Source organism: Gordonia sp. DT101 (genome assembly GCF_049844895.1).
In the GTDB taxonomy this organism is placed as follows: Bacteria; Actinomycetota; Actinomycetes; order Mycobacteriales; family Mycobacteriaceae; genus Gordonia.
In genome coordinates this window covers 1-15,073 of the sequence record NZ_JBNCLX010000001.1, presented here as the reverse complement: position 1 = coordinate 15,073, position 15,073 = coordinate 1, and the positions used below count along the sequence as shown (strand labels likewise).

Here is a 15,073-nt window from a genome sequence, read left to right as displayed (position 1 = left end):
TCCCCAAAGACCTCATCTCTCGTCACCGACCTTGCACGCGCGCAGGGTCGCTGACGAGAGATGTGGTCTTTGCGGCCCCGGCATGCGTGAGGTCGCGGTTCCGTCAGGCATTCTCCGGTTCGGCGCCGACCACGGGGCCGGCGCCGAGTTCCGCACCCGGTTGTCGAGGGAGGCGCCGGGCGACGACCAGACCCAGCCCGGCGAGCAGGATGGCGAGCAGGATCGAGTCCTTGATCGACTGAATCTGGGCGTCGCCGTAATGTTCGGCCAGCCGCTCCACGTCCTGGGCCGACAGGCCGTTCGCCTCGGCTGCCTCGGTCAGCTGATCCTTGGTCACGATCTCGACCCCGTCGGCGGAGAGCTCGGCGATCCGGGTCTTGCTCTGCTCGGACAGGTTCGGATCCGCTTGGGCGGCATTGTTGAATCCGCTGCTGAGGGATGCGATGAGCAGCGCACCGAGGAGGGCTACCCCTACCGATGTCCCGATGTTCTGCGCCGTGCCCTGGAGACCGCCGGCCTCACCCCGGTCGCGGTCACCGACCGACGACATGATGACGTTGCCGAGTTGTGAGGCGATGAAGCCGAATCCCGCTCCGAAGATCGCCATCCCGATCGCGAACAACACCCCGTTGAGCTGCGGCTCGATCGTGGTGACCAACAAGCACGATCCGACGATCACGAGTATCAGACCGAGGCGGACCATGCGCCGTGGCGATTGTGTCGCAGCGAGTTTCGGACTCGCGAAGGCGGCGACGAGCATGGCGATCGACATGGGCGCGAGCTTCACGCCCGTCTCGAACGCATTTTTCAGCAGAACGTACTGCAGATAGATGGGGATCACGAAGAAGATCCCGCCGATGATCGTCTGCTGCGCAACCATCATGACGAGGCCGTTGCGCAACTGGAGTTTTCGCAGCAGGTCAGGGTGCATCAACGGCGTGTGACCACGCGAGATGACGTGACGTTCCCAATGGAAGAATCCGATGAGGACGAACACTCCGGCGGCGATCATGAACGGCACCACCGAGAGACCGAAAGGCGTGATCTCGTTGCCCGCGACGGTCAACGCCCCGGACGGCCGGATGAATCCCCAGGTGCCGGACTGCAGGAAGGCCAACACGATGAGGCCCAGACCTGCGGCGGAGAGGAACGTACCGCCCCAGTCCATCCGCCGCGAACTCGACCGGCCGGTGTCCGAGATGACCCGAACGCATGCGATCACGGCCAGGCACACCACGGTTTCGGCCGCGAAGACGACCCGCCACGTCAGTGCCTCGGTGACCCAGCCGCCTATCAGCGGTCCGGCCGCTGCTCCTGCGGCCGCGATCCCACCCAGTGCGCTGTACGCGGTGGCACGGTCCTTGCCGTCGTAATTGGTTGCGGTGAGTGAGATGATCGCCGGCATCACCAAGACCGCGCCGGCGCCCTCGACGAAGGACCAGCCGAACAGCAGAACCCCGATGTTGGGGCTGAACGCGGTGATCAAAGATCCGATGCCGTAGACGATCAGGCCGATCGAGAACACCCGACGACGTCCGAACATGTCGCCCAGTCGACCGCCGAACAACATGAACGAACCCATCACCAGGGTGTAAAGCGTGATCGCCAGCTGCACCTGGGTGATGCTCGTGTCGAGATCGACCACGACGCTGGAGACCGACACGTTCATGACTGTGGTGTCGAGGACCATGATGAACTGCGCAGCGCACAGAATGATCAGGACGCGCCAGTGTTGCACTGGGCAAGGTTACGCCGGGAAACACGCACGGAGGTGCCATGTCGTCGCCGGTAAGAGGAAATCATTCGGATCGGATGAGTGGCGGTCGCAGATCGATCCTCTCAATGACGGGACACTGCCGGGAGATCTCTTCATAGTGGGGAGAGGAGCCAAGTACAGCTCCGGACGACGAAAGGAAGCCGATGGCACTCGACGACGATGACATCACCACCTCCGGAGGCGGCGAAGGCGCGGCCGACGGCGGCTCGAATCCGGAAGGCCATGACGGCGGTGCCGACGGGACTGCGGGTGCCGGTGAGGGACCAGCCGACGGCGGCTCGAATCCCGACGGCCATGACGGTGGTGCCGACGGAACAGCCTGACCGCCACCCGATGCTCAGTCGCTGTATCTCGGTCGGTCCCGCGACATTCGGGAGCGAATACTGGGGCCGGCGGCCGCTGCTCAGCCGTTCGGATTCACTGCCGCGGGACTTCGGTGATCTGCTGTCGGCATCGGATGTCGACGAACTGATCGCCGAACGCGGCCTCCGGACACCCTTCATCCGGATGGCCAGGGACGGTGACCTCGTCGGTCGCGACTGTTACACGGGGCCGGCCGGGTTCGGCGCGGAGATGCCCGACCAGGTCGACTCCGCGCAGGTGCTCGCGCAGTTCGCGGCCGGTGCGACGATCGTGCTGCAGGGGCTTCATCGGCTGTGGCCGCCGGTGATCGACTTCGGTCGGGGCATGGTCGACGACCTCGGTCATCCGGTGCAGGCCAACGCATACGTCACGCCGGCGAACAACCGCGGTTTCGATGCGCACTACGACGTCCACGACGTGTTCGTGCTGCAGACCGGCGGGCGCAAGCGATGGACCGTCCATGCGCCGGTGCACCGGGATCCGCTCGCCTCGCAGCCGTGGACCGATCATCGCAGCGCCATCAAGGCGCGGGTGGGCGACGACCCGGTCATCGACACGGTGCTGACCCCGGGCGACGTGCTGTACCTGCCCCGCGGGTGGATTCACTCCGCGCAGGCCCAGGGTGAGACGTCCATTCATCTCACCATCGGGGTGTCCGCGACCACCGTCGTCGACCTGGTCCGGGCCGTCGTCGACGAACTCGGTCAGATCGAGGAGTTCCGCTCCTCGCTACCGATGGGGATCGACCTGACCGACCGCGACGAGACCGAGGCGATGACCGCAAAGGCGATGGCGGCCCTCGTCGCGGTGCTGCGGGACCGGAGCGCCGATCTCGGTGCCGCCACCGCCACTCGATTGCGAGCGCGGTTCGCCGAACAGACTCGCCCGGTCTCGGTGCGGCCGCTGCGCACGATCGGCATCATCGCCGACCTCGACGCCGCGACGCGGGTGTGCTGGCGGCACGGGCTGGTGGGATCGGTGTCCCGGGCCGGGGAGCGCGTCGAGCTACGGCTGCGCGGCCGGACGATCAGCTTTCCCGGGTACTGCGCCGACGCCCTGTATATGGTGGCCCGCGGCGACGTCGTGCATGCCGGCGCACTGCCCGGACTCGATACCGCCGACGGCATCGTCTTGATTCGGCGGCTGCTGCGCGAAGCCGTTCTGGTTCCCGCCGAACCGCCGACGCCCGGGGTGGCGGGTTGACGGGCGGTCTCCCGTGCAGCGATCAGTCGCTGGAGCGCGGGGACCCGATGTACGGCACGGCCTCGGCCGGCTTCTCGTGGTTGCTCCTGGAGGTGTCGGGCCCATGGGGGCCGTCGGTGTTCCTCAACTCGTCCAAGATCATCGATCCCGCACTCGGTCGTTCCATCGTTCGTCGGGTGGAGGCGACCGGGATGCGTATCGTCGCCATCCGCCGACCGGGTAGGCGTGCACCGACGCCGCGCTGGCGGTGGTTCGTCGTGCACTCGAGCCCAGGGGAGGAGTCGATCCATCAGGGAGAGGTCGACGACGCGACGAGCTATCTGGATCTCGCGTTGGACGGCTCCGACGGCGAATCGTCGTCGGACCCGGTGATCGCGATCTGCGCGCACGGCAAACACGACCAGTGCTGCGCGGTGCGCGGCCGGTCGGCGACCACTGCGATCGCCACCGAGTTCCCCGAATGGACCTGGGAATGCTCACATCTGGGCGGTGATCGGTTCGCCGCGACGATGCTCGTGCTGCCGCACGGCCTGAGTTACGGGCGGGTCGATTCGAGCGACGATCCCGCTGCCCTCATCCGGTTGTACAACGAGGGAAGACTGGACGATGAGCACCTGCGGGGACGGACCTCATTGCCGCATCCGGTGCAGGCGGCCCAGCATTTCGTGCGGCAGAAGACCGGCGAGGACCGAATCGACGCGCTGGCAGCGCTGGACGTGCAGCGAGGCGATCACCGGATTCGCGTCGTACTCGACGGCAACGACGGTCCGCTCGAGGTGATCCTCGCCGAACAGATGTCCGACCCACTGCTGTCGACGTGTGGTTCGCAGGTGGCGGGCCGAGTGCGTCAGTTCGTCCTGGTGTCGATGAGTGTCCTCCGGCCCTGAGGGACCGCGATGGTGAGTGCTGTCCGATCGAGCTGCCCATCCCGCCGATCGATTTCGCCGACCGATTCCACCGACCGATCCCGCTGATCGAGTAGCCACGAGCGAGCGTAGCGAGCCCGAGGCGTATCGAGATCCGCCACGACGACGCCGAGATGCGAAACGCCGACTCGTCCTGCCACATGGTGGGACCGAACCAGACCCGCTCGCCCCGTTGCCGGAGAGCCCGTCGTGCCGCGGCGATGGCGGTGACGTTGCCTGCGGTGGCGCTGGTGGTGAATCGACTGCCGAAGTGCGTGGTCGATCCAGTCAGGCGACCTGTCGATCGGCCGATTGGACGTCGGACAGCAGGCCACTCGGGTCGATGATCATGATGACCGGCCCGACGATGTCGATGGCGCGCTCGATGACGGCGGCGACCTGATCGGGATCCGACGGATCGGAGACGACGGCCCACACGCGATCGCGGACGGAGGCATCGACAAACGGGACGACATCGTGCGACGACGGGCCGGTCAGGACGACATTGCGTCCGGACCGGAGGACCTGGTGAACGATCGCATGTGCGCGGGCACTGCCGACCATGACGACGAGAACTGTATCGGTCGAGGTGTTTTCGGTGGTGCGCATGGTGCCATCACACCCTTCGGTGCTGCGGTCGGCGTATGCGCCGGCTGTCAATCCGCAGTCGACGGTCTCGAGGGCATAGGCTCACGGTGATGAGCATTTCGGGGAACGGCCGGTCGGGGAACGAGCGGTGCCCGTGTATGTCGGGCCTGACCCTCGACGAATGCTGCGGTCCGATCCTGGCCGGCGAGCGGAAGGCCGGGACCGCCGAGGCGCTGATGCGGTCACGGTTCACCGCGTTCGCGGTCGGCGACCGAGATCACCTGCTGGCGAGCTGGCATCCGCGCACGCGGCCCCGGATCCTCGACCTGGACGACACCCTGCAGTGGTATCGACTCGACATCGAATCCACTTCCGGTGGAACGCCATTCGACACCACCGGCGAGGTGACGTTCACCGCGCACCATCGGCAGGATGGGGTCCGAGGTTCACTTCACGAGCGCAGCAGGTTCGCGCGTCTCGACGGGCAGTGGGTGTACGTCGACGGAGTCGTCTCCTAAGGTCGTCAGCTCCTTCGACCTCGCTCCTGATCTGCAGATGAGGCATTTGCCCCACGCGCCGAGCACGGGCCGCGTCTCAGACTGAGCAGATGAGTACCCACACTCCTCACCAGGCGGTCACCGCCCTGCGCGCACATCCCGAACTGCCGGGTGGAACCGACGAACGGTTCGCCGGTTACGGGATCATGGGGACGCCCTTCGCATCAGGCCACTATCTCGCATTGCGCGAGATGGTCGCCAGCTCGATCGGCCCTTCCTATCGGACGATCTGGCACCGAGACCCGCAGGGCAGGTGGACAATTCACACGACAACCGATCCGAAGGTGAGCTGTCCCCGCTACTTCGGCGCGGCCGCGGACGTTCGGCGGGTTCCCTCCATCGACATCGCCTGGACCGGCGAGTCCGATGTCGAGGTGACTCTCGGTGATGTCCTGCACTGGCGGATCGGTCTGGCGTCGTCGCCGGCCACGAGGATCTTGACCGCGATGGGCGACATGATGCCCATGCGCGCACTGGCCAGCCGATCGGTCTTGACTGCCATGGGTCCGATGGCCGGGGCCGTCCTGGGCACCGGTCGCATGCGATTGTGTGGCCGGACGCCGAACGGACCTCGGTTCCGGGCCACCCCGCTCCAGGTCTGGCGGGTGGCGACCACCGAGGCCTCCCATCGGGGGCAGGATCTCGGCGCCCCCGGTCCGCTCGACGTCCAAACGGCCCTCGGGGATTTCTGGCTACCCCAGCGCGGCCTGTTCTTTGTCGGACACGCGAGTTTCACGTCGCCGACCCCGTCGGCCGGCGACGTTGTCGCGGCCCGATCGGAGATGGCGTGATGACGACGACGATGCGCCGCCCGGCCCCCGGGACCGTCGAGGTTGCCGGGCGGATCGCCGCCGTCGGGTACGGCGTAGCAGCCTATGTCCTTTTCCTGCTGGTGTTCTCCTGGGCCATCGCCTTCGTCGAGGGCATCCGCATCACCATCGGTGACAGCGATCTCGTTGCCCGGACCATCGATCACGGCGGCCCGACCGTCCCGGCGGCGATCGCCCTGCTGGTGAATGTCGTGTTGCTGACGATCTTCGCCGCGCAGCACAGCGTGATGGCCCGCGCCGGCTTCAAGCGGTGGTGGACGCGCATCGTGCCGGTAGTGGTCGAGCGGAGCACGTATGTGCTCGCTGCCTCGTTGTGCCTCGCCGCGCTGATGTGGTGGTGGTGTCCGATCACCGCCGAGCTCTGGGATGTGTCGGGAACGCTTGCGTCGAGCATCCTGGTCGCGGTGTCGCTCGCGGGTTGGCTGCTCGTCCTGACGACGACATTCCTCATCGACCACTTCGATCTCTTCGGACTGCGGCAGGTGGTCACCAACGCGCGAGGTCGTCCGGCGCCGACGTACAGGTTCGTCACGCCGCTCTGGTACGGCATCGTGCGCCACCCCATCTACCTCGGTTTCCTCATCGCCTTCTGGGTGACGCCGACGATGACCACAGGGCACCTCGTTTTCGCCATCGCCACCATCGGGTTCATCTTCGTCGGCATCCGCCTGGAAGAGCGGGACCTGGTCCGCGCATTCGGCGCTGACTACGTTGCGTACCGGAAGCGGGTGCCCATGCTCCTGCCCGCGCTGCGGCATCGTGTCTGATCGCGTGATTCGCCCCGGGGCCGGCAGGCGGCTGACACCGCACAGTCAACAGGTCGACAATGGGCTCATGACCGGGCGATCCGCGCTACCACGGCGCGTGGAGGTGTTGGCCGGGCTCTCGGTCGCCATCGACCTCGGGCTCGGTCAGCCGGCCGAACACATGTTGCGCTCGGCGGTCATCGCCTGCCGGTTGTCCGATCGGCTCGGGCTGGACCGAACCCAGCGCGACACGACCTACTATGCGACCCTGCTGATGTGGATCGGGTGCCATGCCGATTCGCAGGAGTACGCACGGTGGTTCGGCGACGACATCGCGGTGCGAAGTGACGCGTATCTCGTTGACTGGTCCGGGATTCCATACTTCCGATTCTTGCTCGGCAACGTGGCTCGCGGGGAGCCGATCGGTTACCGCGTGAAGACGATGGCGACGTTGTTCCGTGACGCGCGCGGGCAGATCGCGACACTGGTGCATTCGCACTGCATGTCGGCGGCAGCCCTGGCGCGGCACATCGGGCTCGGCCCCGAGGTCGAGCACGCGATCGCCTTCACCTATGAGCGATACGACGGCGGGGGACTGCCGAACGGTGTGTCGGCCGACGACATCCCGATCGAGATGCGGGTGGCGCAACTGGCCGACATGGCGGAGGTGCACCACCGGACGTACGGCGTCCACGGTGCGGTCGCGATGGCGCGCAGCCGTCGCGGCGGTCATTTCGATCCCGCGGTCGTCGACGCGTTCGTCACCGACCCCGAGGGTGCGCTGTCGGTGGCCGCGGACGATCCGTGGAGCAGCGCCATGAGCCTCGCCCCGGATTCGGAGATCGCTCTCGACGAGCGCGGCCTGGACGCGCTGGTGACGGCGATCGGTGACTTCGGTGATCTCAAATGCCCTTTTGCGCTTGGTCATTCGAGGGGTGTGGCCGAGCTCGTGGACTCCGCCGCCGGTCAAATCGGGATGTCTCCGGTCGAGATCGACAGCGTGCGCCGCGCCGGGCATCTCCACGACGTCGGCCGAATCGGTGTGTCGAGTCAGATCTGGTCGAAACCGGGAGAGTTGACCGGGGCCGAGTGGGAGCGGGTCAGGATGCACCCGTACCTCACCGACCGAGTTCTCATGCGGATTCCCGGCTTCGACGACATCGCGGCGATCGCACGTGCGCATCACGAACATCTCGACGGCACCGGCTATCCTCTCGGGATCGGAGGTGCCGCACTCGGTCGGGGACAACGGTTGGTGGCGGCTGCGGTTGCCTTCCGGTCGGCGGTCGAGCCACGGCCCTACCGGGCGGCGCTCACCGACGAGGAAGCGGTCTCCCGGATCAAGCGGCGTGCCGACCGCGGAGCGCTCGACGGCGACTGTGTCGAGGCGGTTCTGACCGCCGCCGGACACAAGCGGGTCCGGGGCCGCCGCGACGATGCGCTGACTCGACGCGAGACCGAGATCCTCGGACTGGTGGCACGCGGAATGTCCAACCGGGAGATCGCGGCTCGACTCGTGTTGAGCGAGAAGACCGTACGCAATCACGTCGAGCGGACATACACCAAGATCGGCGCCGCCAACCGGGTCGGCGCGAGCCTCTACGCCTTACAGCACGGGCTCGTCGGTCCGGTCGCCGGAGACCTTTCCGGTTAAGGAGCTCCGTGCCGCACGACCCATTCGACGAGCGGCGTCGTGGCCCGCCAGTCCGTACGGATGCGATCGACCAGGGCGGCGGTGTGGATCACGTCCTCGAATCCGTAGTCTCGGCCGACGGTGAGTGACTTGTGGCGTAGCAGGTCGATCCGCGGGTGGTCGGCGTCCCACCCGCGCGGGGAGGTCTTGAGTTTGTCGCCGCCGATCTCCCAGCCCGCCTTGGCGAGCTTCTTCAGCAGCCGTTCCAGGTCGGCACCGTGGCGGTCATGGTCGACCGCGGCCCGCAGTGCGGCGAGGCGCTCGGTGGACGCCTCGTAGAAGCCCGCGCCGACGCGCAGGCCCGGGGCGCCGATCTGCACGTAATATCCGGTCGCCGGACCGAGCCCGACGAATGCACCTTGATGGATCTTGTACGGCGTCTTGTCCTTGGAGAACCGCACGTCGCGGTAGGGGCGAAAGATCTTGGCCGGGCCGAACTCGTCGGCGAGCGCATCCGTGAGTTCACGCATCGGGTCCGCGACAGCCGAACGATAGACCTCCTTGTGCGACTCCCAGAAGGTCTTGGTGTTGTCCATCTCGAGGTCGTCGTAGAAGTCGAGTGCGGCCTCGGGAAAGCCCTCGAAGGTCATGCGGGTGAGGGTACGCGGAACGCAGATCGGGTAGGTGTCTCCCCGGTGCGGGTAGTCGCACCCGCTGCCCGTCGAGTGGCCGCAGCCTTTCTGCCGGTCGAGTGGCCGCAACCTTTCTGCCGGTCGAGTAGCCGCGAACGAAGTGAGTGGCGTATCGAGACCAGCACCCGACCCGACCCGACCCGACCCGACCCGACCAGACCTACGCGCCCGCCAACTCCCGATCCTCACCGACGGCGAGCACCTCCAACGGCGTTCCGGTCAACGAGTCCGCGCCGAGGAACATGCCGGTTGACGCCTTGCCGGTGTCACTGAGCATGACGTCGTGGATCGCGATACTGAGCTGCGGCGCCACCGCCCGCACGAAATCGATGGCCTGCTCGGTGGAGATCCAGGGTCCGCTGACGGGAAGTAGCAGCGTCTCGATCGGTCGACCCGGATTCAGGTACGCATCGCCCGGATGGAAGACGCGGTGATCGATCAGGAATCCGACGTTGTCGACCAGGGGGATCTCCGGGTGGATCACCGCGTGGTCGGCGACGAACGTCTCGACCGCGAACCCGGCGATCTCGAAGGACTCCCCGGTCGAGACCGCGTGCACACGGTCCGCGACCTCCGACAACGCGCCGGCGATGGACGCGGGTCCGTACAGATGCAGCTCGTCCCGCTGCTTCATGGCGGCCACGATCTTCTCGGCGTCGAAGTGATCGAAATGCTCGTGCGTGATGAGGACGGCGTCGGCGGCGGCCAGCAACTCCGCGGCGTCGGGGGTGAACGTTCCCGGGTCGATCAGCAGCGTGTTGTCACCCTTCGACAGGGTGACGGTGGCATGGGTGTATTTGGTGAGACGCATGAGACCTCCGGCGCACGGTTCGGCTGTAGATGAATACAGTCCGACTGTACGCTTTGGGACATGGTTGTCGACTCGGACAATGCCGACGGCGCAACGGGACTCGACCTTGCCGAGGATCTCCGCCGGGCGGTGGGGGGCTTCGTACGCGCGGTGCGGTCGGTCACCGAATCGCTGCCGTCCGGCTACGGCGAGGTGCTCGGTGCCCTCGACCGCGACGGGCCGCAGTCGGTCGCGACCCTGGCGCGCAAGCGCGGAGTCCGTCATCAGAGCATGCGGATCACGGTCCGTGACATGGAGGCCACTGGTCTCGTCTCGCGTGCGGCGGACCCCGACGATGCGCGCAGTGCCCTCGTGTCGATGACCGACGGGGGAGGCGAGGCCCTGGCGCGGGATCGAACCCGGCGACGCGAAATCGTTGCGGCTGCCGCTGATACGGACCTGACGCCTCGGCAGCGCGAGATTCTCGACCAGATGCCCGAGATTCTCGAGATCATGGCGCAAGCCGTGCAGGCGAACACGAACCGAAATGCCGGTTGAGCTGGTCTTATCGGAGTGCGATCCAGCCCTTTCGGCGGGATCCGGACGCACCTCGGGGACGACTGCGGACATCCTGCCGGGAGCGTGACACGTTCGCTCAAAAGCGTTGACTCACTGCGCCCTGCCAGTACTGTGTTACATATCACACAGGTCTTGGAGGGATCGCCATGATAACAGCCGAGATGAAGGAGCTCCACCGCAGTATCGGAGCGCTGCGGCATCACATCTTCACGCTGAAGTCGCACTACGGGGATGTTGATGCTGTTCGTCGGATGACCAACGACCTCGATCGGCTCGAGATCGACCTGCATGACTTCGAGCATGCGCCGCCACCGGTGGTCCGGGCGCCTGGGGGGAAGGACGACGTGGTCTACGTACCCGACAGCAAGTCTGACGAGGCGGCATGGCTTGGTGCCCAAGACGAAGGGCTGGGCTTCCACTCGCGTGAGCCGACGAAGTGAGCGCCCCCGCGACTGAGCGGGAAGCAACCGGGGTTCTCTCTCCGGGACGGGCGCGCATTCTGGCGCGAACTCTTCGAGTCGACAGATGGTGGCTGTCGCCGCTGTTGACGGTGCTGGGTCTGTCGGCATTCATCATCTACGCGACGGTGCGGGCATTCGTTCGCAGCGCCTATTGGGTTGCCGACTATCACTACCTGTCGCCGTTCTACTCGCCGTGTCTGAGCGAGTCGTGTGTGCCGGGATCGAGCCACTTCGGGACCCCGTTTCCCGAACTTCCGATGTGGATTCCACTCGGGTTCGTGGTCCTCCCGTTCCTCCTCGGCTTTCGGGTGACCTGCTACTACTACCGCAAGGCCTACTACCGTTCGGTCTGGTTCTCGCCGCCGGCCTGCGCGGTGGCAGAACCGCATTCCCGGTACTCGGGGGAGACCCGGCTTCCGTTGATCATCCAGAACGCACACCGCTATTTCTTCTATGTGGCGGTGATCGTTTCGTTGATCAACACCTACGATGCCATCGCCGCGTTCCACGGCAAGGGTGGAGGTTTCGGGTTCGGACTGGGCAACGTGATCCTGCTCGTGAACGTGATCCTGCTCTGGACCTACACGGTGTCGTGTCATTCGTGCCGCCACGTCACCGGCGGTCGTCTCAAGCATTTCTCGGCGCATCCGGTCCGATACTGGATCTGGACTCAGGTCTCGAAGCTCAACACTCGCCACATGCAGTTCGCCTGGATCACGCTCGGCACGTTGGTGCTCACCGATTTCTACATCATGCTGGTGGCCAGTAACACGATCTCTGACCTGCGATTTGTGGGTTGACCCGTTGCCATGTGTGCAACGACTGTTGCGCAATCGATTCGACGCTGGGAGCAATCGCTAGATGACCGAAACCGAACGCCACCAATACGACGTAGTTGTGATCGGTGCCGGTGGCGCCGGTCTGCGTGCGGTCATCGAGGCCCGCGAGAAGGGCTACTCCGTCGCCGTGGTGTGCAAGTCGTTGTTCGGCAAGGCGCACACGGTCATGGCCGAAGGTGGTTGTGCCGCATCGATGGGCAACGCCAACTCGAAGGACAGCTGGCAGACACATTTCAAGGACACCATGCGCGGTGGCAAGTTCCTGAACAACTGGCGGATGGCGGAACTGCACGCCAAGGAGGCGCCGGATCGGGTCTGGGAACTGGAAACCTATGGCGCGCTGTTCGATCGAACCGAGGACGGTCGAATTGCCCAGCGCAACTTCGGTGGTCACACCTATCCCAGACTTGCGCACGTCGGAGACCGGACCGGCCTCGAGCTGATCAGGACCATGCAGCAGAAGATCGTCTCGCTGCAGCAGGAGGATTACGCGGCCACCGGTGACTACGAGGCGCGTATCAAGGTGTTCGCCGAGTGCACCGTCACCGAATTGCTCAAGGACGGTGATGCCATTGCGGGAGCGTTCGGATATTGGCGCGAATCCGGCCGATTCGTGCTGTTCGAAGCGCCGGCGATCGTCTTGGCGACCGGGGGTATCGGCAAGTCGTTCAAGGTGACGTCCAATTCGTGGGAATACACCGGCGACGGACACGCACTCGCGCTGCGTGCCGGTGCCAGCCTGATCAACATGGAGTTCGTCCAGTTCCACCCGACCGGGATGGTCTGGCCGCCCAGTGTCAAGGGCATCCTCGTGACCGAAGGTGTTCGCGGTGACGGCGGCGTCCTCAAGAACACCGACGGCAAACGGTTCATGTTCGACTACATCCCGCCCGTCTTCAAGGGCCAGTACGCCGAGACCGAAGAAGAAGCCGACAAGTGGCTCGCCGACAACGACAGTGCCCGTCGCACACCCGATCTGCTGCCGCGCGACGAGGTTGCGCGGGCGATCAACGAAGAGGTCAAGGCCGGCCGTGGCACCGAACACGGCGGCGTCTATCTCGACATCGCCTCGCGCATGCCGGCCGACGAGATCGTCCGTCGGCTGCCGTCGATGCACCATCAGTTCAAAGAACTTGCCGACGTCGACATCACGGCCGAGCCGATGGAGGTGGGTCCCACCTGTCATTACGTGATGGGCGGCATCGAGGTCGATCCGGACACCGGGGCGGCGCGCGTGCCCGGATTGTTCGCGGCAGGCGAATGCTCCGGTGGCATGCACGGATCGAATCGGTTGGGCGGCAACTCGTTGTCCGATCTGCTGGTGTTCGGGCGACGGGCCGGGCTCGGTGCGGCGTCGTACATCGAATCGCTGGGAACCCGGCCCGCCGTGTCCGCCGCCGACGTCGACCGGGCCGCAGCGTTCGCGTTGGCGCCCTTCGAGTCGAAGAGCGCAGGCAAGCCCGAAAACCCATACACCCTGCACACCGACCTGCAGCAATCCATGAACGATCTGGTCGGCATCATCCGGAAGGAAGCCGAGGTCGACGAGGCGATCCGTGTTCTCGACGACATCCGTGGCCGACTGCCCGGCATGCAGGTGGAGGGGCACCGGCAGTTCAACCCGGGCTGGCATCTGGCCGTCGACCTGCGAAACATGTTGCTGGTCTGTGAGTGTGTCGCGAAGGCGGCGCTGTTGCGCACCGAGAGTCGTGGTGGCCACACCCGCGACGACCACCCCTCGATGGATGCGAATTGGCGCAACACACTTCTGGTCTGCACCGCGGATCTGGGTGGCGATTCGCCCGTCCCCGAGGTGACGGTGGTCAAGGAAGAACAGATCCCGATGCGTGCGGAGTTGCTGGAACTCTTCGATTTCTCCGAGATCGAGAAGTACTACACCGCCGGTGAGATCGCCGGGCATCCCGACGCCGGCGGCGACAAGGAGGGCTGACATGGGCTATGACGCGAAGTTCCGGGTATGGCGTGGTGACACCGACGGCGGTGACCTGCAGGACTACACCGTGCTCGTCAACGACGGCGAGGTGGTGCTCGACATCATCCACCGGTTACAGGCCACGCAGACTCCCGATCTGGCCGTGCGCTGGAACTGCAAGGCCGGTAAATGCGGGTCGTGCTCGGCGGAGGTCAACGGCCGTCCGAAGCTGCTGTGTATGACCAGGATGTCCACATTCACCGAAGACGAGGTCATCACCGTCACGCCGATGCGGACGTTTCCGGTCATCCGCGACCTGGTCACCGACGTCTCGTTCAACTATGCAAAAGCCCGGGAGATCCAGTCGTTCACGCCGCCCGAAGGTCTCAAGGCGGGCGAGTACCGGATGAAGCAGGTCGACGTGCAGCGGTCACAGGAGTTCCGCAAGTGCATCGAGTGCTTCCTCTGTCAGGACACCTGCCATGTGGTCCGCGACCACGAGGAGAACAAGGAGAACTTTGCCGGGCCGCGTTTCCTGATGCGCGTCGCCGAACTCGACATGCATCCCCTCGACGTGGCCGAGCGCCGCGATTCTGCGCAGTCCGAACACGGTCTGGGGCTGTGCAACATCACCAAGTGTTGTACGGATGTGTGTCCCGAGAACATCAAGATCACCGACAACGCGCTGATTCCGATGAAGGAACGCGTGGTGGATCGGCACTACGACCCGCTGGTGTGGTTGGGCAACAAATTGTTTCGGCGATGACCGAACTTGTCGGTGCGGTGTAATAGGTTGGTTGTCAGCGGAATCGAAGTGTTGATGTCGGATCAGCCCTGACGGGCGGGTCTTCTTTCAGAGATATGTGGGACGTGTGGTTTCGCCGTGTCCTGTTCTCTGTGGGGAAGGCGTGTTCGGTGTCGGGTCCGGATTGGCGGTTGTCGTCGTGGTGGGGTGAGGCCTCACCGTGGCCTGAGTTGGCGCCGTTGTTCACCGGACACCTGCATGCCGAGGGCATCGATGAGGTGGATGCCAACAGGCTGTTGGGGTCGATGGCGGCGACGCAGCGTGGCCGGGCGTATCTGGCGTGGCACGACTACCAGTTGGCCGCCGAACTGCATGACCGTCTCGTCGGACCCGAGGAACGGCCGGAGGACATTCTGGTGGTGGACGGGTTCG

The 15,073-nt window shown here is 65.4% G+C and carries 15 protein-coding genes and 2 pseudogenes; 13 read left to right on the top strand and 4 right to left on the bottom strand.

Annotated features, from left to right (window positions below; genetic code table 11):
- Positions 1 to 103 precede the first annotated feature (103 nt).
- Positions 104 to 1,738, bottom strand: coding sequence for an MFS transporter (locus tag ACLQ3I_RS00085; RefSeq protein WP_425794854.1), 1,635 nt, complete (start codon positions 1,736 to 1,738; stop codon positions 104 to 106).
- A 182-nt stretch (positions 1,739 to 1,920) separates the two neighbouring features.
- Between ACLQ3I_RS00085 and ACLQ3I_RS00080 the strand changes: the two are divergent.
- The 3 genes and pseudogenes from ACLQ3I_RS00080 to ACLQ3I_RS00070 form a co-directional block, all read left to right on the top strand.
- Positions 1,921 to 2,097, top strand: a pseudogene (locus tag ACLQ3I_RS00080) (BatC protein); the annotation flags it as partial.
- Positions 2,098 to 2,110: 13 nt separating this feature from the next.
- Positions 2,111 to 3,343 carry a cupin domain-containing protein gene (locus ACLQ3I_RS00075; protein ID WP_425799799.1) on the top strand — a complete coding sequence of 411 codons (1,233 nt, stop codon included), beginning with the start codon at positions 2,111 to 2,113 and terminating at the stop codon, positions 3,341 to 3,343.
- The gene (locus ACLQ3I_RS00070) at positions 3,340 to 4,230 is read left to right on the top strand and encodes a sucrase ferredoxin (RefSeq protein ID WP_425799798.1); all 891 of its coding nucleotides are present in this window, start codon (positions 3,340 to 3,342) and stop codon (positions 4,228 to 4,230) included. The genes ACLQ3I_RS00075 and ACLQ3I_RS00070 overlap by 4 nt, the downstream gene beginning before the upstream one ends.
- 306 nt (positions 4,231 to 4,536) lie before the next feature.
- Here ACLQ3I_RS00070 and ACLQ3I_RS00065 read toward each other — a convergent pair whose 3' ends face one another.
- Positions 4,537 to 4,857: a hypothetical protein gene (locus tag ACLQ3I_RS00065; protein WP_425794858.1), complete on the bottom strand. Its 321-nt coding sequence runs from the start codon at positions 4,855 to 4,857 to the stop codon at positions 4,537 to 4,539.
- Between the two features lie 89 nt (positions 4,858 to 4,946).
- Here ACLQ3I_RS00065 and ACLQ3I_RS00060 point away from each other — a divergent pair, with 89 nt between their 5' ends.
- From ACLQ3I_RS00060 to ACLQ3I_RS00045, 4 genes are all read left to right on the top strand, one after another.
- The gene (locus tag ACLQ3I_RS00060; RefSeq protein WP_425799797.1) at positions 4,947 to 5,354 is read left to right on the top strand and encodes a YchJ family protein; all 408 of its coding nucleotides are present in this window, start codon (positions 4,947 to 4,949) and stop codon (positions 5,352 to 5,354) included.
- 89 nt (positions 5,355 to 5,443) lie between these two features.
- Entirely contained in the window at positions 5,444 to 6,184 is a 741-nt protein-coding gene (locus ACLQ3I_RS00055; protein ID WP_425799796.1) for a hypothetical protein, read from the top strand.
- On the top strand, positions 6,184 to 6,990 hold the full coding sequence (gene mddA / locus ACLQ3I_RS00050; RefSeq protein WP_425799795.1) for a methanethiol S-methyltransferase: 807 nt from the start codon (positions 6,184 to 6,186) through the stop codon (positions 6,988 to 6,990). The genes ACLQ3I_RS00055 and mddA overlap by 1 nt, the downstream gene beginning before the upstream one ends.
- A 67-nt stretch (positions 6,991 to 7,057) precedes the next feature.
- Entirely contained in the window at positions 7,058 to 8,623 is a 1,566-nt protein-coding gene (locus tag ACLQ3I_RS00045) for an HD domain-containing phosphohydrolase (RefSeq protein ID WP_425799794.1), read from the top strand.
- On the opposite strand, the gene ACLQ3I_RS00040 is transcribed toward ACLQ3I_RS00045, so the two are convergent.
- The gene (locus tag ACLQ3I_RS00040; RefSeq protein ID WP_425799793.1) at positions 8,620 to 9,252 is read right to left on the bottom strand and encodes a DUF2461 domain-containing protein; all 633 of its coding nucleotides are present in this window, start codon (positions 9,250 to 9,252) and stop codon (positions 8,620 to 8,622) included. The genes ACLQ3I_RS00045 and ACLQ3I_RS00040 overlap by 4 nt on opposite strands.
- A gap of 202 nt (positions 9,253 to 9,454) precedes the next feature.
- On the bottom strand, positions 9,455 to 10,105 hold the full coding sequence (locus tag ACLQ3I_RS00035) for an MBL fold metallo-hydrolase (RefSeq protein ID WP_425794864.1): 651 nt from the start codon (positions 10,103 to 10,105) through the stop codon (positions 9,455 to 9,457).
- 60 nt (positions 10,106 to 10,165) lie between these two features.
- Between ACLQ3I_RS00035 and ACLQ3I_RS00030 the strand changes: the two genes are divergently transcribed.
- The 6 genes and pseudogenes from ACLQ3I_RS00030 to ACLQ3I_RS00005 form a co-directional block, all read left to right on the top strand.
- Entirely contained in the window at positions 10,166 to 10,642 is a 477-nt protein-coding gene (locus ACLQ3I_RS00030) for a MarR family winged helix-turn-helix transcriptional regulator (RefSeq protein WP_425799792.1), read from the top strand.
- A 167-nt stretch (positions 10,643 to 10,809) separates the two neighbouring features.
- Entirely contained in the window at positions 10,810 to 11,103 is a 294-nt protein-coding gene (locus tag ACLQ3I_RS00025; RefSeq protein ID WP_425799791.1) for a hypothetical protein, read from the top strand.
- Positions 11,100 to 11,924: a hypothetical protein gene (locus ACLQ3I_RS00020; protein ID WP_425794867.1), complete on the top strand. Its 825-nt coding sequence runs from the start codon at positions 11,100 to 11,102 to the stop codon at positions 11,922 to 11,924. Before ACLQ3I_RS00025 ends, ACLQ3I_RS00020 begins: the two co-directional genes overlap by 4 nt.
- A gap of 61 nt (positions 11,925 to 11,985) precedes the next feature.
- Complete coding sequence (locus ACLQ3I_RS00015) at positions 11,986 to 13,914, top strand: fumarate reductase/succinate dehydrogenase flavoprotein subunit (protein ID WP_425794868.1); 1,929 nt, start codon at positions 11,986 to 11,988, stop codon at positions 13,912 to 13,914.
- Between the two features lies 1 nt (position 13,915).
- The gene (locus ACLQ3I_RS00010; RefSeq protein WP_425799790.1) at positions 13,916 to 14,662 is read left to right on the top strand and encodes a succinate dehydrogenase/fumarate reductase iron-sulfur subunit; all 747 of its coding nucleotides are present in this window, start codon (positions 13,916 to 13,918) and stop codon (positions 14,660 to 14,662) included.
- Positions 14,663 to 14,811: 149 nt separating this feature from the next.
- A pseudogene (locus ACLQ3I_RS00005) lies at positions 14,812 to 15,073 on the top strand (HNH endonuclease); the annotation flags it as partial.